The following is a 21,116-nucleotide window of genomic DNA, read 5'->3' as shown; positions in this document are numbered from 1 at the left end:
GCCGTTCCGATCAAGGAGGATGCATGAAAGCAACACCCACCCTGACAAGCAACCTGCAGGCCGTTCTCGTGGACCTGATTGAACTCCACGTCCAGGGCAAACAGGCCCACTGGAACATCGTGGGCACCAACTTCCGCGACCTCCACCTCCAGCTCGACGAGATCATCGAGGCCGCCCGCGGCTTCGCCGACGACCTGGCCGAGCGGATGCGCGCCCTGCATGCCCTGCCGGACGGCCGCAGCTCGACCGTCTCCAACTCGACCGCACTCGCGGAATTCCCGGCCGGGCTCATCAACACCAAGGACGCGATCGACAAAATCGTCGCCGCGCTCGAGGCCGCCGTCGGCACCATGCGCAAGGTGCACGACGAGGTGGACGAGGAAGACCCCACCACCGCGGACCTGCTGCACGAATTTATTGCCAAGTTCGAACAGTTCGCCTGGATGGTGAACGCTGAGACCATGCGGGCCTCCGCCAGCGTCACCACCCCTGACACCAAGAAATAGACGCAGCCTTCCACGCGCCTATCCAAGCGTCCGGCGCCGGGTTCCCGCCCGGCGTCGGACGTTCGGCGTTTAACCCGCGGTAAGCCGGTTCAGGCCGCCGTCGGCACCTTCCGCAGCACGACGGCGGCGAGCACGGCTGCGCCCGCCATCAGTACCAGGGCGATCGTGGATGTGATGTGGACGCCGGAGTCGAAGGCGGTCCGGGCGGCGGCCGTCACGGCCTCGGCCAGTGGGGCCGGGAGGCTCTGGGCCAGCTCGGTGGCCCCGGCCAGGGTCTCGCCGGCCTGGTGGGCCGCCCCGGTACCGGCGCTGGCGACGTCGGCGGGCAGCTGCAAGTTCCGCTGGTAGGAGGCGGTAAGGATCGAGCCGAGGATGGCGGTGCCGAGCAGAGAGCCGATCTCGTAACCTGTTTCCGAGATGGCGGCCGCCGCGCCGGACTTGGCGGCCGGGACCGCCCCCAGGATCAGGTCGTTGGAGATCGTCTCGGCCGCGCCGACGCCTAGGCAGAGCACCAGCAGCGCCGCCAGCAACATCCCGGGACCGGCGTCGTGGTCGCCCACGGCGACCAGGGCATAGCCCCCGGCGCTCAACAGCAGGCCGCCGGCGACCACAAAGCCCGGGCGGACCCTCCGCACCAGCGGCACCGCGAGCAGGCCGGCGACGACGGTGGCGGCCAGGGCCGGGACCATCGCCAGGCCGGACTCCGACGGCGACTGGCCCTCGAGCAGCTGCAGGTGCTGGGCGAGGAAAAGGATAAAGCCGTTGTAGGAAAACAGTGCCAGCACGTTCGCCGTGATGGCGGTGCTGAAGACCGGGTTCCCAAAGAGGCCGAGGTCCAGCAGGGGAGCCGTTGACTCAGCGGCTGCCAGCCGGCGCTGGCGGCGGACGAAGGCGTACCCCATCAGGAGGCCGATGCCGAGGGCGGCCAGGGGCTCCGGCGCCGGGCCGTGGGTCGCGAGCATTTTAATGCCGTAGACCGCCGGGACCATGGCCAGCAGGGACAGGACAATGCTGGGCACGTCCACGGGGCCCGGTTTCGGGTCGCGGGATTCCGGGATCAGCGCCGGACCGAGTGCCAGCAGCGGCAGGATGATGGGCACCGCGACGAGGAGGACCGCACCCCACCAGAGGTGCTCCACCAGCCAGCCGCCCAGGATCGGGCCCAGTGCCGCGCCGCCGGAGAACCCGGCGGCCCAGATCGCCACAGCGAGCCGCCGCCGGTTGGGCTCCGGAAAGATGTTCCGGATCAGCGACAGCGTGGACGGCATCAGCATGGCGCCGAAGAAGCCGAGTCCGGCCCGGCCGGCGATCAGCCACTCCGGGCCGGGCGCAAACGCCGTTACCGCGGAGACTGCCGCAAAGCCGGTACTGCCGACCAGCAGCAGCCGCCGTCGGCCGATTTTGTCGCCCAGGCTGCCCATCGCCACGAGCAGGCCGGCCAGGACCAGCGGGTACGCGTCAACAATCCAGAGCAGTTCCACCCCGGTGGCATTCAGGCTGCGGGCAATCGCGGGCAGCGCGAACGTCAGGGCCGTGTTGTCCACGGCCACCAGCAGCACCGGGAACATCAGCAGGGTCAGCGCCAGCCAGTCCCGCCAGGGCGCGCGGGGCTCCGGGGCCGTGGCTGTGCGGGCGGTGGGGTGCAGAAATGTGGTGCTCATGAAACTTAACTGTACCGTCTGGACGGTATAGTTAAGAAATGAGGTTCCCGGCAGGCATGATGTAACCCATGGCCAGAAAACCCGTCGCCCGAGAAGCCGTCCTCGACGCCTTCGAATCCCTGCTCATCGCCGAGGGGGAACGCGCCGCGACGCTGGATGCGGTGGCCCGGCTGGCTGGTGTCTCCAAGGGTGGCCTGCTGTACCACTTCCCGAACAAGGAGGCCATGATCGCGGTGCTGCTCGAGCGCCTGGACCTGCTCCTCGCCGAGGACCTTGATGCCATGGCGGCCGCGCCGGAGGGGGCGGCGGCGTACTTCATCAAATCCTCCGTGTGGGCCGACACCCCGCTGGACCGGGTGTTTGTGGCCGCCACCCGGCTGGCCGAAGTGGCGCACGCTGAAACCCTGCAGCGGATGGCCGGGGTTCAAGCCAGCTGGCTGGCGCTGCTCGCTGCCGACGTCGGACCTGCGATGGCCAAGGCTGTGCTGTACATGGGGGACGGGCTGTACTTCAACGCGATGCTCGCGCGGGCTCCCGGCGGGGCGCCGCCGGAGGTGGCCGGCGACGTCGAGGGCCTGCTCGCCGCCGTCGAACGGCTGCGCGGCTGAGTGTGGCTTATTTTGTCGCAGGTGCCGTTTAGCCTTCGTCAAGCGGACCCGGAATCCTTCCGGGCCGGTGACAACAGGGGGAAACCATGGGTGCGCAGGTCAGTTCACAGCAGGCGGAGAACCGTCCGACGCCGAAGCCGTCGGCACCGGCGCGGCGCGGGGTACTGCTGACGGAGGTCCGCAAACACCACTTGGCGAGCATCGTTGAAGTCGCCGCCACGGTCCAGTTCGGCCTGGGTTCCTGGGCGCTGGCCCCGGTCCGCGGAGCCGCAGCCTCCGCCGGGATCGCCGAGCCGGACGACCGTCCGCTCGTGACCGGAACCGCCGCCCTCGGCCCCGGCGCGGACCACTGCTACCGGCGAATCGCCATGGAGGTGCTGCTCGCCGTGCTGGAACAGCGGCCTGGTGCAGCTCCGGACGGTGCCGGGGCTGAGCTGCACGCGGTAGTGCGGGTGGTGGCATGCCGCCGGCTCCTGCTCGAACTCCGCAGGCAGGTGTCGGAACTCGCACTGGAGGAGGCCATCTTCATCGGCGAAGTGCCCTGCAGTAGCGACGGAAGGCTTGAAACGGCAGTCCTGGCCGGACTGTCCGCCGGCGGGGCAGTGGTGGATGTTGTGACCGACGCCTCCAAGGGCAGAGCAGCGACCGTTGGGCTGGGCTGGGTCGTAGCAACCGGCGGAGGCGGCAGCTACCGTACGGGGGCAGGGACCGCCGTGTGCTCAAGCGTCCTGCACGCTGAGCTCAAGGCCATGCGCAAGGGCATCCAGCTGGCGCTGTCGCTGCACCCCGCGCTGCGCCTCGGAACCGGAATCCTCCGGCTCTTCAGCGACAGCCGGGACAGCCTGGCGCTTGTACGCAGGGGCCTGGCCGGGGCCGATCCTGCCGGCGGCTCCGGAGCCATCCACGGCGAAGTCGCCCGGATCTGCGCGCTTCTCTCGGGAGTCTCGGCAGAATTGTGCTGGGTCAAAGGGCATGCCGGAGATCCGTTGAACGAGGTGGCTGACCGGCTTGCCGTTGTGGCCCGGCGCTCCCACGAAGCCGGGTTGGACGCCGCGCAGGCGGCAGCCCTGCGCTCATCCATCGAACGCGACGCCCCTGCCGCCGTGCAGGAGCACAGCCGTTGCCACTTCCGCCTGGCCGCGTGAGGGGCGCCGGCGGGGCGTCCACGGCCCGCAACGCTGCCGGGCCGGGTGGCCGTTAGCTGCTGTTAGGTCGAAGCCGGCCAGTCAGAACCAACAGCGCTCCAAGCGCGGTCGATGCCGTCCAGGGCCGAGGCCGGAAGCGGGCCCCGGCTGGCGGCCATGACGTTCCGCCGCAGGTGCTCCAGCTTGGCCGTCCCGGCAATAGCCGTGTCCACGCCGGGCGCGTACACCGTGAAGCGCAGGGCGAACTCGGCCCATTCCAGGTCGCCCGGGTCCAGGCCCAGTGCATGCAGCCGCTCCCAATAGAGCTCTGCGTAGTTGCCGAGAGGACGCGCAGCGAACCGCCACGGCGCGTTCGCGATCGGGCGCTTGGCGATCACGCCCAACTCAGGCCGCCGGCGCAGGACATTCCGGAGATTCCACTGGTCGGCGACGTTGACGCTGGTCTCGATGGCACCGAACCGTCCGGACTCCACCGCGAAGGCCAGCGGCTCATTGTCTCCGCTGTAGCCCGCCACTCCGATCTTGCCGGCGGCGACGGCCTGGTCCAGCGTGTCCTGAAGGTCGCCGCGTTGCAGGACATCCAGCGGGCACGAGTGCAGGTAGAAAATGTCGATCCGTTCCGAGCCGGTCTTGCGCAGTGACTGTTCGATGCTCTCCAGCACGCTGCCCGGAGACCAGTCCCGCTGCCCGTTGATCTTGGGCCCACCTTTGGTGGAGAGGACAAACTCATCCCGGCGTCCGGCAAGGTGCCGGCCGATCCGCTCCTCGCTCAGCCCGTAACTGGCGGCGGTATCGATCAGCGTGACACCGAGATCCAAGGCCCCGTTGAGCACCTCGGCGGCTTCGGCTTCGGTGACATCACTCTCGCCGATCTGGCCGGCGCCGAGCCCCACGATCGAGACGTCCAACCCAGTGATACCGAATGGCCTTTGCTCCAGCATGCTTCTTCTCCTCGCCGTCCAACCGCTGCGCCGCCGCGTCCCGGCGACCGTTCCACCGTAACGCTGCAGCGGCCCGTGAGCGGAGTTTGCGGACGTGCCCCCGGCGTAGGACAATGGGACTTGTGACTGCGGTCACGAGCAATTGAATATGCCTTTGATCTGCGGCGGGAGAGTTCTGCAAGTAGGTACAAGCAGGCGCCGTAGGAGCAAATCCTCCCCAGGAATCTCTCAGGCCCATGTACCGCCGCGGCAAGGCAACTCTGGAAAGCAGCAGGCGCGCCCCGGGCGCGCTGTGCTCACCGACGGTGCAAGCGGAGCCTCGCCAAAGCGGCTGCGCGGAAACTCTCAGGTCCAATACAGAGCGGGGAGGAACCCGAATCAATGTGGCGTACCCTGCGCCGCCTTAGTTATGGAGTTCCTTGTGACTGTTACCTCAGCCTCCACGTCCTTCGTTGACCGGCACATCGGCGCCCGCCGCCAGGCCGACGTCGACACCATGCTGAAGGCTGTCGGCCACGACACCGTCGACGCGCTGGTGGATACGGCCGTTCCGAAGGACATCCGGCAGGACTCCGACTTGGCGCTCACCGCGGCACTGAGCGAAGTCGAAGTCCTCGCCGAGCTGCGCAGACTGGCCGCCAAGAACAAGACCGCCGTGCAGATGATCGGCCAGGGCTACTACGACACCGTCACGCCCGCCGTGATCCGACGCAACATTCTCGAAGCCCCGGCCTGGTACACCGCCTACACGCCGTACCAGCCCGAGATCTCGCAGGGCCGGCTCGAGGCGCTGCTGAACTTCCAGACCATGGTCCAGGACCTCGTGGGCCTGCCGATCGCCAACGCCTCGTTGCTGGACGAAGCCACCGCCGTGGCCGAGGCCGTGTTGATGATGCGCCGGGCCAACAAGAACAAGACCGCACACGACGGCAAGACCGTCCTCGACGCCGACTGCCTGCCGCAGACCATCGCGATCGTGAAGGGCCGCGCCGAGGCCCTCGGCTTCGAGGTCGAGGTCGCCGACCTGACCAAGGGCCTGCCCGAGGGCGTCATCAACGGCGTTGTGCTGCAGCAGCCGGGTGTCTCCGGCCGCGTGGTTGACCACACCGCCGTGATCGCCGAGGCCAAGGAACGCGGCGCGCTCGTCACCGTGGCCGCGGACCTGCTGTCCCTGACCCTGATCACCTCCCCGGGCGAGCAGGGTGCTGATATCGCCGTCGGCTCCGCCCAGCGCTTTGGTGTGCCGCTGTTCTTCGGCGGCCCGCACGCCGCCTACATGGCCGTCGCCAAGGGTCTTGAGCGCTCCATGCCCGGCCGCCTCGTCGGTGTCTCCAAGGACAACGCAGGCATGCCCGCCTACCGCCTGGCGCTGCAGACCCGCGAGCAGCACATCCGGCGCGAGAAGGCCACCTCCAACATCTGCACCGCGCAGGCGCTGCTGGCCATTGTGGCCTCGTTCTACGCTATCTACCACGGCCCGGACGGGCTCAAGGCAATCGCCGAGACCGTCCACGGCCACGCCCGCACCATCGCCGCCTCGCTGAAGGCCGCCGGCCTGGACGTGCTGCACACCTCGTTCTTCGACACCGTCACCGTCTCGGTGCCGGGCAAGGCCGCGGAATTCATCGCCGCCGCCGACGCCCGGGGCATCAACCTTCGTTCCATCGACGCCGACACGGTCGGCATCTCCGCCGATGAGGCGACGACGGCGGCAAACGTCGCCGACGTCGTCGCCGCCTTCGGCGCCACGGTCGTTGAATCCGCCGCAAGCAGTGGCGGAGGTTTCGCCCTGGATAGCGACGTCGAGCGGACCTCCGACTACCTGCAGCACCCGGTCTTCAACACGCACCGTTCCGAGACCCAGCTGCTGCGCTACATCCGCCGCCTTTCGGACCGGGACCTCGCGCTGGACCGCACCATGATCCCGCTGGGTTCCTGCACCATGAAGCTGAACGCTACGGCAGAGATGGAGGCCATCTCGTGGCCGGAGTTCGCCTCCATCCACCCCTTCGCCCCGGACTCCCAGACCGCCGGCTGGCGCGAACTGATCGAGGACCTCGAAGCCCAGCTGACCGAGATCACCGGCTACGACCAGGTCTCCATCCAGCCCAACGCCGGTTCCCAGGGCGAGCTCGCCGGCCTGCTCGCGATCCGGGGCTACCACCGCTCCCGCGGCGAGGCCCAGCGGAACGTCTGCCTGATCCCGGCCTCGGCGCACGGCACGAACGCGGCCTCCGCGGTGCTCGCCGGCATGAAGGTCGTCGTCGTGGCCACCGCCACCGACGGCACGATCGACCACGCGGACCTGCAGGCCAAGATCGAGCTGCACAAGGACGCACTGTCCGCGATCATGATCACCTACCCGTCCACGCACGGGGTGTACGACGCCGACGTCCGCGAGGTCTGCGACGCCGTCCACGCCGCCGGCGGCCAGGTCTACATCGACGGCGCCAACCTCAACGCCCTCGTGGGCCTGGCCCAGCCGGGCCAGTTTGGCGGGGACGTCTCGCACCTGAACCTGCACAAGACCTTCTGCATCCCGCACGGCGGCGGCGGACCCGGCGTCGGCCCGGTCGCGGCCAAGGCCCACCTGGCCCCGTTTATGCCCGGCAACGCAGCGGATCCCGCCAACGGTGCCGAGGGCACCCCGATCTCGGCGTCCCGCTACGGCTCCGCGGGCGTGCTGCCGATCTCCTGGGCATACGTGAAGCTCATGGGCGGCCAGGGCCTGACCGAGGCCACCAAGTCGGCGCTGCTCGCGGCCAACTACATCGCAGCCCGCCTTAACGACTACTTCCCGGTGCTCTACACCGGCGAAGGCGGCCTGGTGGCCCACGAATGCATCCTGGATCTGCGGGAGCTCACGGCCAAGACCGGCGTCACCGCCGAGGACGTCGCCAAGCGCCTGATCGACTACGGCTTCCACGCCCCCACCCTTGCGTTCCCCGTGGCGGGCACGCTGATGGTCGAACCCACCGAGTCCGAGGACCTCGGCGAGATCGACCGGTTCATCACGGCAATGATCGCGATCCGCGCCGAGATCGACCAGGTGGCGCACGGCGAGTTCAGCGTGGAGCACAGCCCGCTGCGCAACGCCCCGCACACCGCCGCCGCTGTCATCAGCACCGAGTGGACCCGCGATTACCCGCGTGAGCAGGCAGTCTTCCCGGTCCACACGCTCCGGCAGGACAAGTACTTCCCCCCGGTCGGCCGGATCGACGGCGCCGCCGGCGACCGCAACCTGATCTGCTCCTGCCCGCCGCTGTCCGAATTCGAAAACTAAGGATTGTTGATGACTGAGAACTACACGGCCCTTTACGAAGAGCACAAGAAGCTCGGCGCCTCCTTCACGGACTTCGGCGGCTGGCAGATGCCGCTCAAGTACAGCTCCGAGCTGGCTGAACACCACGCCGTCCGCAACGCCGCGGGCCTTTTCGATCTCTCCCACATGGGCGAAGTCTGGGTCACCGGCCCCGACGCCGCAGCCTTCCTGGACTACGCCCTCGTGGGCAAGATCTCCGCCATGGCGGTCGGCAAGGCCAAGTACTCGCTGATCTGCAACGCGGACGGCGGCATCATCGACGACCTCATCACCTACCGGCGCGGCGACCAGAAGTTCCTTGTGGTCCCCAACGCCGGCAACGCCAAAGTCGTGGCCGCGGCCCTCGCCGAGCGGGCTGAAGGCTTTGATGTCACCGTCGAAGATGCCTCCGCCTCCACCTCGCTGATCGCGGTCCAGGGCCCCAAAGCGGAGGCCATCCTGCTCCGCCTGGTCCCCGCGGCCCAGCACGAGCTCGTCACTGGCCTGAAGTACTACGCCGCCGTCGACGTCCCGTTTATGTTCGGCGGGGCCAGCCAGGACCTCCTGCTGGCCCGCACCGGCTACACCGGCGAGGACGGTTTCGAAATCTTCGTCTCCAACGACGACGCCGCCACCCTTTGGCAGGCGCTGGTCGCCATCGCCGAAGACGGCGAACTGACCCCCGCGGGCCTCGCCTCCCGAGACTCGCTCCGGCTCGAGGCCGGCATGCCGCTCTACGGCAACGAGCTCTCCCTGGAAGGCGACCCGTTCGCCGCCGGCCTGGGCCCCGTCGTCGCGCTGTCCAAGGAAGGCGACTTCGTTGGCAAGGCAGCCCTGGCCGCCAAGAAGGAAGCGGGCGCCGGGTCCACCGCTGGCCGCAAGCTCGTCGGGCTCAAGGGCCTCGGCCGCCGGGCCGGCCGCGGCCACTACCCGGTCCTGAAGGACGGCAACGTCGTCGGCGAAGTCACCTCCGGCCAGCCGAGCCCCAGCCTGGGCTACCCGGTCGCGATGGCCTACGTCGACGTCGAGTTCACCGAGCCCGGCACCGCCCTGGACATTGATTTGCGGGGCAAGAGCGAGCCCTTCGAAGTTGTCGCACTGCCTTTCTACAAGCGCCAAAAGTAGCCCGTCGGGTCCCGGGTGCCTCAGCGGTACCCGGGCCCGGGACCGGCCGACTGGGTTTTCACGCGTGCTCGCTCGTTTTCCCGCCGTCTCCCTAACCTCGCAAGCTCGGTCAGGGAACCCGGACGGCGGTCACTCGCTTAGACGCACGCTTTCGAAAACCCAGCCCGGCCGCCCCCTCAAGGCAGGCTCACTTTCCGCTCCAATCACCTCGGGCGACGCTTTCGAAACGCAAGGGTGCTGGGCGATTACCGCCTACCGTGGCCAGGCTCTCGAAGATATCGACGGCCACTGTTTCTTTCCGGGGAACTGTTGGCCCCGAAAACTGAACTGAATAGCGGCGGGTGAGGGGATTCCGGAAGCGTGCGTCTAAGCGAGGAACGAGCGAGCACGCGGAGGAATCGCCTCATCCGCCACCCAACCCAGCCACACTTAAGCGGCCCCACGACTTTTCAAACGTAAAGGAAAAACACATGGCAAAAGTTGCCCCTGAATTGCAGTACTCCGACGAGCACGAGTGGGTTGCCCGGGAGGGCGGGAACGTTGTGTCCATCGGCATCTCCGCCGTCGCCACGGATGCCCTCGGCGACATCGTCTACGTGGACCTGCCCGAGGTCGGCGCCACGGTCACTGCGGGCGAGACCTGCGGCGAGGTCGAGTCGACCAAGTCGGTCTCGGACCTGTACGCCCCGGTCACCGGTGAGGTCACCGAGGTCAACGACGCTGTTGTGTCCGATCCGGCGCTGATCAACAGCGACCCGTACGGCGCCGGCTGGCTGTTCAAGGTCGCCGTGGCCGAAGAAGGCCCGCTGATGTCGGCCGAAGAGTACGCTGCAGCCAACGGCGGCGAACTGTGAGCGGGGCTGCGGCGGCAGGCACCCTGACGAGCTTCGAGCAGGTCGTGTCCCCGTCCCTGGACGCGGAGCTGTCCGTGCTGGATCCGGAGATCGCAGCGCGGATCGACGCGGAGCTGGGCCGCCAGCGTGACGGCCTGGAGATGATCGCCTCGGAGAACCACACGGCCCGTGCCGTGATGCAGGCGCAGGGCTCGGTGTTGACGAACAAGTACGCCGAGGGCTACCCGGGCAAGCGCTACTACGGCGGCTGCGAGCACGTCGACGTGATCGAACAGCTCGCCATCGACCGGGTCAAGGCCCTGTTCGGTGCCGACTACGCCAACGTGCAGCCGCACTCGGGTGCGCAGGCGAACGCCTCGGTGATGCACGCCCTGATCCGTCCGGGCGACACGATCATGGGCCTGAACCTGGCCCACGGCGGGCACCTGACACACGGTATGAAGATCAACTTCTCCGGCCGGCTCTACAACGTCATCCCGTACCAGGTCCGGGAGGATGACCACCGGATCGACATGGCCGAGGTGGATCGCCTGGCCCACGAGCACAAGCCGCAGCTCATTGTGGCCGGCTGGTCCGCGTACGCCCGGCAGCTGGACTTCGCCGAGTTCCGCCGGATCGCCGACTCGGTGGGGGCCTACCTGATGGTGGACATGGCGCACTTCGCCGGGCTCGTCGCGGCCGGGCTGCACCCCTCCCCGGTCCCGCACGCCCACGTCACGACGTCCACCACGCACAAGACCCTCGCCGGTCCGCGCGGCGGCATCATCCTGTCCAACGATGCCGACATCGCCAAGAAGATCAACTCGGCCGTGTTCCCGGGCCAGCAGGGCGGCCCGCTCGAGCACGTCATCGCCGGCAAGGCCGTCGCCTTCAAGATCGCCGCGTCCCCGGAGTTCAAGGAACGCCAGGAACGTGTCCTCGCCGGCGCCCGGATCCTCGCCGAGCGCCTGGTTCAGCCGGACGTGACCGCGAAGGGGATCAACGTGATCTCCGGCGGCACCGACGTGCACCTGGTCCTGGTGGACCTGCGCGAGTGCGAGCTCAACGGCCAGGAAGCCGAGGACCGGCTCGCGGCGATCGACATCACCGTCAACCGCAACGCCGTCCCGTTCGACCCGCGCCCGCCGATGGTCACCTCCGGCCTGCGGATCGGCACCCCTGCGCTGGCGACCCGCGGCTTCGGCGAGGCCGCGTTCGCCGAGGTCGCGGACATCATCGCCGAGGCGCTGACCGCCGACGCCGGCACGGACCTCTCCGGGCTCCGCACCCGGGTCCAGACCCTCGCCGCCGCCCACCCGCTCTACCCGGCGGTCAGCAACCTCGGATAAGAGTTCCGGCTTGCTCCGGGTCCGGCGGACCGGACTTTTCACGCGTGCCCGCTCGTCCTCCCCACCGTCTCCCTAGCCTCGCAAGCTCGGCCAGGGAAGCCTGACGGTGTGGGCCCACGCTTAGACGCACGCTTTCGAAAACTACGGCGATCCGCCCCCTCGGGAATCGTCTCACCGAGGCGGCTCAACTGGGCCACAGGGGTAGGCGACGTGGGTACGGCGGTTGGGCGGGTTCCGGAAGCGTGCGTCTAAGGGAGTGCGACGTCCGCTCAGCGGGCGGCGCCGACCGAGCACGCGGAGGATCCCACCCGACCGCCACCCAAACCCGACCGCCACGCAAGCCCGCCCAACCACCAACCCAGCCCTCCCACCGACCGCAGTGCCTAGTTAGGATTCAGTAATGGCTGTTGGCGTTTTTGATCTCTTTTCCATCGGATTGGGGCCGTCAAGCTCGCACACCGTTGGCCCGATGCGGGCCGCGGCGGTGTTCGCCGAGGAACTCAAGGCCTCCGGTGCCCTGGACCGGGTGGCGTCGCTCCGGGTGGACCTGTACGGGTCATTGGCCGCGACCGGGCACGGGCACGGGACCATGACGGCCATCCTGCTGGGCCTGGAGGGCTACCACCCGGAGAAGATCCTCCCCGCGGAGGTCGAGGAGCGGCTGGCCGCCATCGCCGACACCGGCACCCTGCAGCTCGCCGGCGCCGTGCCCCTGCCCTACGGGGTGAAGGACATGGTGCTGCGCCCGCTCACCATCCTGCCCCGGCACACGAACGGCATGACCTTCACCGTGGCCGACGCCGACGGCGGGACCCTGCACAGCGCCACGTTCTTCTCCGTCGGCGGCGGCTTCATCGTCCGCGAGGGCGAAGAAGATGCCGCGCTGAAGGAACTCGACGCCTCCATCAAGGACCTGCCGCTGCCGTTCCGCACCGCCGCGGAACTGCTCGAACACTGCCAGGCCCGCGGGCTCTCGATCGGGGAGGTCATGTTAGTCAACGAACGCGCCTCCCGCGCCGAGGAGGAGATCCGCGAAGGCCTCCTGCACATCTACTCCGTGATGGCCGAGTGCGTGGACACCTCCCTGAAGCGGACCGGGCTGCTGCCCGGCGGGCTCAAGGTCCGCCGCCGCGCCCCGGACTGGCACGAACGCCTGCTGAAGGAAAACGCGGACCAGGACCCCGGCTACCGGGACCCGAAGTACTGGCAGGAATGGGTGAACCTGATCGCCCTCGCCGTGAACGAGGAGAACGCCTCCGGCGGCCGCGTCGTCACCGCCCCCACCAACGGCGCGGCCGGGATCATCCCCGCGGTGCTCTACTACGCCCTGCACTTCGCCCCCGGCATGGACAAAGCCAGCCAGGCCGACCGCGACGACACGGTGGTGAAGTTCCTGCTGACCGCCGGCGCGGTCGGGGTGCTCTACAAGGAACAGGCCTCTATCTCCGGCGCCGAGGTCGGCTGCCAGGGCGAGGTGGGCTCGGCGTCGTCGATGGCCGCCGCGGGCCTGGCCGAAGTCATGGGCGGCACCCCGGCCCAGGTCGAGAACGCCGCGGAAATCGCGATGGAACACAACCTCGGCCTGACCTGCGACCCGATCGGCGGGCTCGTGCAGATCCCCTGCATCGAACGCAACGCGATCGCCGCGGCCAAAGCCATCAACGCCGCCAAAATGGCCCTCTGGGGCGACGGGTCGCACCGGGTTTCCCTCGATGAAGTCATCGTGACCATGCGCGAAACCGGCAAGGACATGAGCTCCAAATACAAAGAAACCGCCATGGGCGGCCTCGCCGTCAACGTCGTCGAATGCTGAGGACTCAGTTGTTCAGCGCCGCCCAGAGGTTCAGGGATGAAGCGAACACGATCCAGGTCAGGTAGGGGAGCATCAGCAGCCCCGCGGCGCGGCTGATCGGGCCGAACCGCAACACCGTGACGGCCACGGCGACGGCCAGCGCCACGATGATCACAAAGCCGATCCACAGCGCCGGTGTTCCGAAGGCCGGATACAGGCCGAAGAATGCCGGCGTCCACAGCAGGTTCAACACCAACTGGACGCCGTAGGCAGTGAGGGCCGGCCTCCTCGCGGGGGACCGGCTGCGCCATACCAGCCAGGCGGCCCCGGCCATTGCGATGTAGAGCAGCGTCCAGACCGGCCCGAACAGCCAGTTCGGCGGGGACCAGGGCGCCTTGTCCGCGGCGGCGTACCAGCCGTCGACGTTGACCGCGGAGGCCAGCCCGCCGAGGGCCGCGACGAGTGCCGAAGCGCCGAGCAACACGAGCAGGGCGAGTGCCTGGGCGGCGGGGCCCCGGGGTTCCGGCTGCGCTTGCATGCCCCCAGCCTAGTCCCGGGGCCGGTGGCCGGGACAGGGCCGGGCGCCCCGGACCGCCCCGGCCGCCCGATAGACTTGGGACGGCATGCCAGCCATGCCGCCGAAGCTCGTACCGCAATGATTGGATGCCGCCCCCTTGCGTGAATTCACTGCACGTTTTGCCTCAACCGAAGAGATCGCCAACTGGGATGCCCACGTCACGGCGAACCCCAACGGCGGCAACCTGCTGCAATCGGAGGCCTTCGCCGAGGTCAAGCAGCACTTCGGCTGGAAACCGCTGCACCTGGTCTACGAGACCACCGACTACACGAGCTACAACCTCGTCCTGGAGAAGTCCTTTCCGCTGCTCGGCAAGCTCTGGTACCTGATCAAGGGCCCGGATGTGGCATCCGTTGAGGACATCCCCGGGATTGCCGCGGCGAACGCCGAGTTCGTCAAGCGCGCCCGGCTGGGGGTCTTCGCCATCAAGATCGAGCCGGACATCATCCGGTCCGACGACGCCCGGCGCGTGATCGAAGGCGCCGGCCTGGTCAAGACCCACAACCTGCAGCCCAACGACTCGACGGCGCTGCTGGACATCTCCCCGGAGGAGAACCAGCTGCTGCGCAACCTGCACTCGCGCGGGCGCAACGCCGTCCGCCGCGCCATCCGGGAAGGCGTCGAGGTCCACAACGTGGACCCCGGCGAGGAGAACTTCCGGGCCATGTACGCGCTGATGACCACCACGGTGGAAGCCAAGTCCCAGGTCCGGGTGCGCGAGTACGAATACTACCGCCAGTTCTGGACCAACTTCATCAAACGCGGCCAGGGCCGGCTGCTGTTTGTCTACGAAAACGGGGTGCCCTCGGTGGGCGCATTCATCATCAATTATGGCCGCAAGGGAACGTACAAGGACGGCGGATCCCTGCAGAAGCGCAGCCAGTACGGCGACTCCCACCTGGTGCAGTGGACGGCCATCAACCAGGTGAGGGAGCTCGGCTGCACCGAGTACGATTTCTGCGGCACCCCGCCCAGCGATCAGCTCAAGGACACGTCCAACCCCTTCCACGGACTGGGCCTGTTCAAGACCAGCTTCAGCAAGACCGTCACGGACTTCGTCGGCTGCTACGACCAGGTCCTGAGTCCGCTGAAGTACAAGGCCTGGATGGCCGCCGGGGAGCGCGTCGCCCGCCAGCTGTACACGCGGCGCACGGGCCAGCAGTTCTACTAGACCGACGTACGGACAGTTGAGGACGCCGGAATGACCAAGGAAACCGACGGACAGCGCAGGCCGCCCACCGACGGCTTGCCCAAGACCCAGCCGATGTCGCCGCTGCAGGTGCGCCAGAACGCTGCCGCCAAACGGATGCTGCGCCGGCTGGTCCAGGGTGAAAATCCTCCGACGGCCCCGCTGAGCATCGTTGACCGGCTGGCGGGCAGCCCGTACGCCAACCCGATGATCCAGGTGGGCGGTGTGGACACGTCCGCCCGCAAGACGATCGATTTCGCGCTCAAGCTGGCCGAATCGATGTTCCGGTATGGCGCCGGCGCCCTCGAAGTGGAAACCAGCATCATTGCGATCACCGCCGCGCTGGGGCTGAAGAACATCGAGGTGGACATCACCAACCAGTCGGTGGCGATCAACTACGCGCCCAAGGACCAGACGCCCATCTCGCTGCTGCGCGTTGTGCGGTCCTGGACCAACAACTACGCCGGCCTGGCCGAGGTTCACCAGCTGGTCACCGAGATTGTGGCCGGCGGTGTGGGGCGCGAGGAAGCGGTGCGCCGGCTCGACGAGATCACCCACAGCCCGAAACCCTTCCCGCGCTGGATGGTCACCGTTGCCTTCGGCGTCTTCTCGGCGGTCTTCGTCGGTGTGCTCGGCGGGGACCTGGCCGCCTCCGGGGTCGCCTTCCTCTCCAACCTGCTGATCAGCCTGCTGGCGCGGCAACTGGGGCGCTGGCGCACACCGGACTTCTTCATCACGGCGGCCTGTTCCTTTGTGGTCACACTTATCGCCTTGCTGCTGTGGCGCTTCGGTGACCGGATCGGGCTGCAGATCGCCCCCGCGATCGTGGTGGTGGGCGGGATTCTCCTGCTGCTCCCCACCGGCCGGCTCGTCTCCTCGGTGCAGGACGCGATCAACGGCTTCCCCGTCACGGCGGCCGGCCGGTTCCTCTCCACCATGCTGACCTTCGGAGCCCTTGTCGCCGGGATCGCCGTCGGCTTCGTAGTGGGGGCGATGACCGGCATGGAAGCCATCGATGTCACCGAAACATTCCCGCCGATGTATCCGTTGTGGGCGCTGGTTCCCCTGGTCGCCATCGCCGTGGTCGCGATCGGCGTGACGGAGCAGACCTCGCTGAAGCTGCTGCTGCCGACGGCGGCCGTCGGCGTCGTCGGGCACCTGGTGCTCATTGGTGGAACCGCCGCGGGCATCGGCCCCCGGTTCGCTCCGGCCCTCGCCGCCGTTGTGATCGGCCTGCTGGCCCGGGTGGTGGCGCTGCGGATGGGGGCGCCGCAGCTGGTTGTCGCCGTGCCTGCAGCGCTCATCCTGCTGCCCGGCCTGACTATATTCCGGTCCATGTATGTATTGACGATCGAGGAGTCCGAGATCCTGATGGGAGCCGGCGGGATGCTCAACGCCGGGGCGATCGTGCTCGGCGTCGCCGCGGGCATCGTGCTCGGTGACACGCTCGCCCGGCCCCTGACCCGTAGCCTGGCCAGCAACGAACGGCGCCGGGCCCGGCGCCGCTGACCCGCCGCGGCTAGATTTTGCCGATCGGCAGCTTCTTCTCGGCCTGGAAATCGTCTTCCACCCGGCCCTGGGCCCAGTAACCGGACAGCGAGACCTGGGCCCGTTCAAGGCCGCGCTGGGCGAAGAACACCTCGCGCAGGCCTTTCATGGCGCCGCGCTCACCATGGGCGAAGACCTGGACCCGGCCGTCCGGCCACACGGCGTCGCGCACGGCGTCCACCAGCAGCGGGGTGCTGCCGGCCGGCGCGCCGCGTCGCAGGAGCCAGCGCAGCTCGACGCCGGCTGGGGCGTCGAGGGCCAGCACGTCGGCGTCGCCGTCCACCTCCAGGAACGCCAGGCCCCGGGCGTCGCGGGGGAGGGACTCAATCGCGGCGCTGATCGCCGGCAGGGCGGATTCGTCGCCCGCAAAGAGGTACCAATCGGCCGCCGGATCCGGGTTGTAGCCGCCACCCGGCCCGGTAAAGACGAGCGTGTCGCCGGCCTGGGCGGCCGCGGCCCACGGCCCGGCGAGGCCTTCGTCGCCGTGGATCACGAAGTCGATCGCGAGCTCGGCCGCGGCCGCGTCAACCCAGCGGACCGTGTAGGTCCGGGTGTGCGGCCACTGTTCGCGCGGATGGGATTCCCGGATGGCCCAGAGGTCCAGCGGCTGCGGATAGTCAATCCCGGGCTGCGGGAACGCAATCTTGACGTACCGGTCCACGTAGCTGTTGTTGACGTAGTCGGCGAAGCCGGGGCCTCCGGCAACAATCCGGACCATATGCGGCGAGAGTTGCTCGCGCCGCAGGACCGCGAGGCTGGTCTGGGGCCGGGAGTTCCGGTTGGCGCTGGTGGCGGCGGGGAGCGAAGTCATGCGGCTAAGCCTAGCCAAGATCTGCTCACGGCAGCGGCGGCAGTTCCCAGTCCACCGTGCCGTCCCCTTGGGCGGTGAGCAGCTCATTTACCCGGCTGAAGGGCCGGGAGCCGAAGAACCCGCGGGAGGCCGAGAGGGGACTGGGATGTGCGCTGGCGATCACGGCGGCGGAGCCGAGTAACGGCCGCACGCCCGCAGCATCCTTGCCCCAGAGGACCGCGACCAGCGGAAACGGGGCGCCGTCGTCGCCGCGGCGCAGTGTGAGGGCCGTGATGGCCGCGGCCGTGACGGCTTCCCAGCCCTTGCCGCGGTGCGACCCGGCGGCGCCGGCCCGGACGCTGAGGACCCTGTTGAGCAGCAGCACACCCTGCTCCGACCAGCGGCCCAGGTCTCCGTGGACCCGCGGCGGCAGCCCAAGGTCGGCGTCGAGCTCCTTGTAGATGTTGGCCAGGCTGCGCGGGACCGGACGCGTGGCGCCGTCCACGGCGAAAGACAGCCCGACGGCGTGGCCCGGCGTGGGGTACGGGTCCTGGCCCACGATCAGCACCCGGACGCCGGCGAGCGGCTGGCGGAAGGCGCGCAGCAGGTTCGACGGCGCCGGGAGCACCTCGTGGCCGCCGGCCACCTCGGCGGCGAGGAACTCCAGGACCTCCCGCAGCTGCCCCTCGACCGGGGCCAGCGCGGCCGCCCAATCCGGCGCCATCAGCTCGTCCAGCGGCTGCCGCGCCATGTCTGCGAAGGCCGCCGTCCCGGCAGTCTCTGGCTCGAGGTCGAAGAGGGCATCAGGATGCGGCGAGTTGGGCACGGTCACATTCTCGCAGGACCTTCCGCGACCCGCCCGATAAATGACAAGGCTGTTATTCGGCCGTAGCATGTGGGGGACAACTATCGGAACCAGCCAGGGAGCGCGTCGTGGCCCAAGCAGCACCCGAGTACCTGCCGGCGGAGGACATCCAGCCATCGCCGGCCGCCGCCGACTCGCCGCTGAGCAGCCGGGACCAGCAGATGCTCGCCCTGGAGCGGCAGTGGTGGAAGTACGCCGGCGCCAAGGAACAGGCCATCCGGGAGCTTTTTGACCTCTCGGCCACGCACTACTACCAGATCCTCAACGCCCTGATCGATACCGAGGCGGCGCTGGCCCACGATCCCATGCTGGTCAAGAGATTGCGTAGACTACGTACGTCACGACAACGTGCCCGCACCGCCCGCCGCCTCGGCTCAGACGCGTAAAACCGCGGGAAATCCAGCCGGAGGCGCGCAAATCCGCGAGGATTCCGACGGCGGGCCATCAGCCAGAAATCAGCAAGGACGTCGTTTTACCATGACCAAGTACGCTCGGGATGAATTTGATCGGGTCCCGGAGACCTCCACACGCCAAGGCGTCCACCGGACAGTTTCCGCACCCCGCTCCCGCCGATTGGGTCCCATCCTCTCCTTTGGCGCCGCGGCCCTCGCAATCGGCCTCGTCGCCTTCCTCCTGCTGCCCAAGCTGGGCTTCGGTCCCGCTGGCGGGTCAGCCATGACCGCGGACCAGGCCAGCAACAACGCCGCTGCGTCGCCGGCCCCCACCACGGCCGCCGCCACCCCCTCCGCCAGTTCCGAGCCGACCGGCAGCCTCGCCCCCGCAGGCTCGACGCCGTCCGCCTCAGCCACACCGAGCGCGGCCGTGGACAAAACGCAGCCGGTGGCCATCTACAACGGAACTGCGACGGCGGGCCTGGCCGGCCGCGTCGGCACCACTGTCACCTCGGCGGGGTGGGTCCTCGGCCCGCTCGGCAACTGGGGCGGCGCCCGGCAGCAGACCTCGGTGGTCTTCTACAACGGCCCGGCCCAGAAAGCCAACGCCGAAGCACTGGGCTCGCTCCTGGGGATCGCAACGCTCGTCGATTCGGCCGAATTCAAGATGCCCCTCGTCGTCGTCCTGGGCCCCGGCTTCAAGTAAGTCCGGCCCGCGTCGGTTACGCCTGAATAACTATCCGCGCGGCCCCCGGCCCCGGTCAGCAGGCCGGTGGGAGGCTGTGGGTAGAGTATCTGCGGATTTGGTTTCGCATACCGCGGCGCACAACGAGGTGGGCCGTCAGCCAGCTAACTGAAAGTGTGGAGAAGATGGCACTGGGGACCGTCAAGTGGTTCAACGCCGAAAAGGGCTACGGCTTCATCACCGTCGACAGCTCCGGGACCGACGTCTTTGTGCACTGGTCCGCGATCAACGGCGAAGGCTACCGCGCCCTCGCGGAGGGCCAGCGGGTGGAGCTGGAAGTCGGCGAAGGCGACAAGGGCCCGCAGGCCGAAAGCGTCCGGCCCGCCTAGTGGCATTCCCCGCAGCGGCACCCGCCCCGAAGAGTCCCGACCGCCGGCCGCACCTCCGGCGGTTCCGCCGCGCGTCTGCTGCCGGCCTGGCGGCGGCCGGACTCTCGGCGGCCGTGGCGCTCAGCGCCTGTGCCGGGCCCACCGGTAACGCCCGGACGGACACCGTGGACGCCTCCGGGGACGGCACCCTGCGGATCGGCCTGATCCTGGACAACACCGGCAAGCAAAGCTTCCTCAACGCCCCCCAGCTGGCGGCGGCAAAGCTCGCGGTCAAGGAAATCAACGCGGCCGGCGGGCACAAGGGGCGGCCGGTGGAACTGCTGCCGGAAGCGATCGGCACGGATACCGCGGCCCAGGCCAAGAAGCTGGTGGCGGCCAAAGCCGACGTCGTGATCGGACCCACGGACTCCAGCAGGGCCGCCGACGCCATCGACGTGCTCTCGCGCGCCAAGGTGGCCTTGATTTCCCCGGCGAACACCGCACAGGGGCTCAGCAAATACAAGAGCGGCGGCTACTACTTCCGGACCGCCGCCGCGGACATCGCGCAGGCGTCCGTGCTGGTCAAGCTCGCCCGCGACGGCGGCGCCAAGGCCATCGCCGTGCTGCACGAGGAGGGCAACTACGGCAAGGAAGTCTCCGTCGCCGTCTCCGCCGCCGCGAAAGCCGCCGGCCTCGGCACCGCGGTCGACGCCGAGTTCACGGCCGGCCACGCTCAGCAGGCGGCCGCGGCCGCCAAGGCTGCCTCCCCGGACGCCGTCGTCCTGGTGGCCCGGGACGGCGCCCAGGGCGCCATCGCCGAACTCAACAACGCCGACCTGGCCGGCAAGAAGCTCGTCCTCAGCGACGGTGCCGTCAACCAGTACGGCCCGGGCCTTGGCTCCAAGGCCCTCGACGGCGCCCGCGGGGTCCTCCCCGGCACGTTCCCCTCCGCACACTTCCAGGCCGAACTCGTGGCCGTCGATCCGGGCCTGAAAGACATGGCTTTCGCCGCCGAGACCTACGACGCCGTCAACCTCGCCGCCATCGCCGCCGCAGCAGCGGAGGACGACGCCGGGACCTCGATTGCCGCCAGGCTCATCGCCGTCTCCGGCGGGAGCGCCGGTGCTGCCGGAGGGGAGTCCGGGGAGGCCGAGGCCTGCGGGTCCTACCAGGAATGCGTGGCCGCACTCCGCGCCGGCAAGCGCCCCGATTACAACGGCCAGTCCGGGCCGGTCAACTTCGACTCCAACGGCGACGTCACCGCCGCCGCCTACATGGTCTACACCTACGGAGCGGACAACAACGCCAAGATGACCGGCAGCGAAACCGCCCACAGCACCGGCTCCTGATCGCTCACAGCGAAGAGCCTGCCTCGGTGGCGGTCCTCCACGCCGGCACTGCTTGCACTCTCCCCGGGGGAGTGCTAATTATTGAGTTAGCA

The 21,116-nt window shown here is 68.8% G+C and carries 19 protein-coding genes and 1 riboswitch; of the genes, 14 read left to right on the top strand and 5 right to left on the bottom strand.

Annotation, left to right across the window (positions count from 1 at the left end; genetic code table 11):
* Positions 1 to 23 precede the first annotated feature (23 nt).
* Complete coding sequence (locus tag E7Y32_RS02370; RefSeq protein WP_146335693.1) at positions 24 to 506, top strand: Dps family protein; 483 nt, start codon at positions 24 to 26, stop codon at positions 504 to 506.
* Between the two features lie 89 nt (positions 507 to 595).
* Here E7Y32_RS02370 and E7Y32_RS02365 read toward each other — a convergent pair whose 3' ends face one another.
* The gene (locus E7Y32_RS02365; protein ID WP_146335691.1) at positions 596 to 2,167 is read right to left on the bottom strand and encodes an MFS transporter; all 1,572 of its coding nucleotides are present in this window, start codon (positions 2,165 to 2,167) and stop codon (positions 596 to 598) included.
* A gap of 68 nt (positions 2,168 to 2,235) precedes the next feature.
* Here E7Y32_RS02365 and E7Y32_RS02360 point away from each other — a divergent pair, with 68 nt between their 5' ends.
* Together E7Y32_RS02360 and E7Y32_RS02355 are read left to right on the top strand one after the other, a co-directional pair.
* On the top strand, positions 2,236 to 2,775 hold the full coding sequence (locus tag E7Y32_RS02360) for a helix-turn-helix domain-containing protein (protein WP_146335688.1): 540 nt from the start codon (positions 2,236 to 2,238) through the stop codon (positions 2,773 to 2,775).
* Between the two features lie 86 nt (positions 2,776 to 2,861).
* Positions 2,862 to 3,920 carry an RNase H family protein gene (locus E7Y32_RS02355; protein ID WP_146335687.1) on the top strand — a complete coding sequence of 353 codons (1,059 nt, stop codon included), beginning with the start codon at positions 2,862 to 2,864 and terminating at the stop codon, positions 3,918 to 3,920.
* A 62-nt stretch (positions 3,921 to 3,982) separates the two neighbouring features.
* Here the strand turns inward: E7Y32_RS02355 and E7Y32_RS02350 are convergent, their stop codons facing one another.
* Positions 3,983 to 4,861 (bottom strand): aldo/keto reductase, encoded by an 879-nt coding sequence (locus E7Y32_RS02350; protein WP_146335685.1) that lies wholly within the window; start codon positions 4,859 to 4,861, stop codon positions 3,983 to 3,985.
* A gap of 155 nt (positions 4,862 to 5,016) precedes the next feature.
* Positions 5,017 to 5,115: riboswitch (glycine riboswitch) on the top strand.
* A 167-nt stretch (positions 5,116 to 5,282) separates the two neighbouring features.
* Between E7Y32_RS02350 and gcvP the strand changes: the two genes are divergently transcribed.
* The 5 genes from gcvP to E7Y32_RS02325 all read left to right on the top strand — a co-directional run bounded on the left by gcvP (position 5,283) and on the right by E7Y32_RS02325 (position 13,282).
* The gene (gene gcvP, locus E7Y32_RS02345; protein ID WP_146335684.1) at positions 5,283 to 8,144 is read left to right on the top strand and encodes an aminomethyl-transferring glycine dehydrogenase; all 2,862 of its coding nucleotides are present in this window, start codon (positions 5,283 to 5,285) and stop codon (positions 8,142 to 8,144) included.
* Positions 8,145 to 8,153: 9 nt separating this feature from the next.
* Entirely contained in the window at positions 8,154 to 9,287 is a 1,134-nt protein-coding gene (gene gcvT, locus E7Y32_RS02340) for a glycine cleavage system aminomethyltransferase GcvT (RefSeq protein ID WP_146335682.1), read from the top strand.
* 470 nt (positions 9,288 to 9,757) lie between these two features.
* Entirely contained in the window at positions 9,758 to 10,141 is a 384-nt protein-coding gene (gene gcvH, locus E7Y32_RS02335) for a glycine cleavage system protein GcvH (RefSeq protein ID WP_146335680.1), read from the top strand.
* Positions 10,138 to 11,469 (top strand): serine hydroxymethyltransferase, encoded by a 1,332-nt coding sequence (gene glyA, locus E7Y32_RS02330; RefSeq protein ID WP_315897980.1) that lies wholly within the window; start codon positions 10,138 to 10,140, stop codon positions 11,467 to 11,469. The genes gcvH and glyA overlap by 4 nt, the downstream gene beginning before the upstream one ends.
* A gap of 400 nt (positions 11,470 to 11,869) precedes the next feature.
* Positions 11,870 to 13,282: an L-serine ammonia-lyase gene (locus E7Y32_RS02325; RefSeq protein ID WP_146335678.1), complete on the top strand. Its 1,413-nt coding sequence runs from the start codon at positions 11,870 to 11,872 to the stop codon at positions 13,280 to 13,282.
* A gap of 4 nt (positions 13,283 to 13,286) precedes the next feature.
* Here E7Y32_RS02325 and E7Y32_RS02320 read toward each other — a convergent pair whose 3' ends face one another.
* Positions 13,287 to 13,799, bottom strand: coding sequence for a TspO/MBR family protein (locus tag E7Y32_RS02320; protein ID WP_146335676.1), 513 nt, complete (start codon positions 13,797 to 13,799; stop codon positions 13,287 to 13,289).
* A gap of 136 nt (positions 13,800 to 13,935) precedes the next feature.
* On the opposite strand from E7Y32_RS02320, the gene E7Y32_RS02315 reads away from it, so the two are divergent.
* The gene (locus tag E7Y32_RS02315) at positions 13,936 to 15,009 is read left to right on the top strand and encodes a peptidoglycan bridge formation glycyltransferase FemA/FemB family protein (protein WP_146335675.1); all 1,074 of its coding nucleotides are present in this window, start codon (positions 13,936 to 13,938) and stop codon (positions 15,007 to 15,009) included.
* Between the two features lie 30 nt (positions 15,010 to 15,039).
* Positions 15,040 to 16,536: a threonine/serine exporter ThrE family protein gene (locus E7Y32_RS02310; protein ID WP_146335673.1), complete on the top strand. Its 1,497-nt coding sequence runs from the start codon at positions 15,040 to 15,042 to the stop codon at positions 16,534 to 16,536.
* A 10-nt stretch (positions 16,537 to 16,546) separates the two neighbouring features.
* On the opposite strand, the gene E7Y32_RS02305 is transcribed toward E7Y32_RS02310, so the two are convergent.
* Both E7Y32_RS02305 and E7Y32_RS02300 read right to left on the bottom strand, forming a co-directional pair.
* Positions 16,547 to 17,386 carry a siderophore-interacting protein gene (locus E7Y32_RS02305; RefSeq protein ID WP_146335671.1) on the bottom strand — a complete coding sequence of 280 codons (840 nt, stop codon included), beginning with the start codon at positions 17,384 to 17,386 and terminating at the stop codon, positions 16,547 to 16,549.
* Between the two features lie 25 nt (positions 17,387 to 17,411).
* Positions 17,412 to 18,116 (bottom strand): uracil-DNA glycosylase, encoded by a 705-nt coding sequence (locus tag E7Y32_RS02300; RefSeq protein ID WP_146338146.1) that lies wholly within the window; start codon positions 18,114 to 18,116, stop codon positions 17,412 to 17,414.
* Positions 18,117 to 18,298: 182 nt separating this feature from the next.
* Here E7Y32_RS02300 and E7Y32_RS02295 point away from each other — a divergent pair, with 182 nt between their 5' ends.
* The 4 genes from E7Y32_RS02295 (at position 18,299) to E7Y32_RS02280 (ending at position 21,024) form a co-directional block, all read left to right on the top strand.
* Positions 18,299 to 18,616, top strand: coding sequence for a DUF3263 domain-containing protein (locus tag E7Y32_RS02295; RefSeq protein ID WP_395940435.1), 318 nt, complete (start codon positions 18,299 to 18,301; stop codon positions 18,614 to 18,616).
* Positions 18,617 to 18,707: 91 nt separating this feature from the next.
* The gene (locus E7Y32_RS02290; protein ID WP_146335669.1) at positions 18,708 to 19,328 is read left to right on the top strand and encodes a LytR C-terminal domain-containing protein; all 621 of its coding nucleotides are present in this window, start codon (positions 18,708 to 18,710) and stop codon (positions 19,326 to 19,328) included.
* A gap of 164 nt (positions 19,329 to 19,492) precedes the next feature.
* Entirely contained in the window at positions 19,493 to 19,696 is a 204-nt protein-coding gene (locus E7Y32_RS02285) for a cold-shock protein (protein ID WP_146338142.1), read from the top strand.
* Positions 19,696 to 21,024: an ABC transporter substrate-binding protein gene (locus E7Y32_RS02280; protein WP_395940434.1), complete on the top strand. Its 1,329-nt coding sequence runs from the start codon at positions 19,696 to 19,698 to the stop codon at positions 21,022 to 21,024. The genes E7Y32_RS02285 and E7Y32_RS02280 overlap by 1 nt, the downstream gene beginning before the upstream one ends.
* The last annotated feature ends 92 nt before the right edge of the window (positions 21,025 to 21,116 follow it).

The organism is Arthrobacter sp. UKPF54-2 (assembly GCF_007858535.1).
In the GTDB taxonomy this organism is placed as follows: Bacteria; Actinomycetota; Actinomycetes; order Actinomycetales; family Micrococcaceae; genus Arthrobacter.
Note: the sequence above shows the minus strand (reverse complement) of the source record. Positions and strands in the feature narration are given on the sequence as shown.

Bases quoted from the DNA above. Each gene is read 5' to 3' on its own strand.
- E7Y32_RS02370 (WP_146335693.1), top strand. From the start codon at position 24: ATGAAAGCAACACCCACCCTGACAAGCAACCTGCAGGCCGTTCTCGTG.
- E7Y32_RS02365 (WP_146335691.1), bottom strand. From the start codon at position 2,167: ATGAGCACCACATTTCTGCACCCCACCGCCCGCACAGCCACGGCCCCG.
- E7Y32_RS02360 (WP_146335688.1), top strand. From the start codon at position 2,236: ATGGCCAGAAAACCCGTCGCCCGAGAAGCCGTCCTCGACGCCTTCGAA.
- E7Y32_RS02355 (WP_146335687.1), top strand. From the start codon at position 2,862: ATGGGTGCGCAGGTCAGTTCACAGCAGGCGGAGAACCGTCCGACGCCG.
- E7Y32_RS02350 (WP_146335685.1), bottom strand. From the start codon at position 4,861: ATGCTGGAGCAAAGGCCATTCGGTATCACTGGGTTGGACGTCTCGATC.
- gcvT (WP_146335682.1), top strand. From the start codon at position 8,154: ATGACTGAGAACTACACGGCCCTTTACGAAGAGCACAAGAAGCTCGGC.
- gcvH (WP_146335680.1), top strand. From the start codon at position 9,758: ATGGCAAAAGTTGCCCCTGAATTGCAGTACTCCGACGAGCACGAGTGG.
- E7Y32_RS02325 (WP_146335678.1), top strand. From the start codon at position 11,870: ATGGCTGTTGGCGTTTTTGATCTCTTTTCCATCGGATTGGGGCCGTCA.
- E7Y32_RS02320 (WP_146335676.1), bottom strand. From the start codon at position 13,799: ATGCAAGCGCAGCCGGAACCCCGGGGCCCCGCCGCCCAGGCACTCGCC.
- E7Y32_RS02310 (WP_146335673.1), top strand. From the start codon at position 15,040: ATGACCAAGGAAACCGACGGACAGCGCAGGCCGCCCACCGACGGCTTG.
- E7Y32_RS02305 (WP_146335671.1), bottom strand. From the start codon at position 17,386: ATGACTTCGCTCCCCGCCGCCACCAGCGCCAACCGGAACTCCCGGCCC.
- E7Y32_RS02300 (WP_146338146.1), bottom strand. From the start codon at position 18,116: ATGGCGCGGCAGCCGCTGGACGAGCTGATGGCGCCGGATTGGGCGGCC.
- E7Y32_RS02290 (WP_146335669.1), top strand. From the start codon at position 18,708: ATGACCAAGTACGCTCGGGATGAATTTGATCGGGTCCCGGAGACCTCC.
- E7Y32_RS02285 (WP_146338142.1), top strand. From the start codon at position 19,493: ATGGCACTGGGGACCGTCAAGTGGTTCAACGCCGAAAAGGGCTACGGC.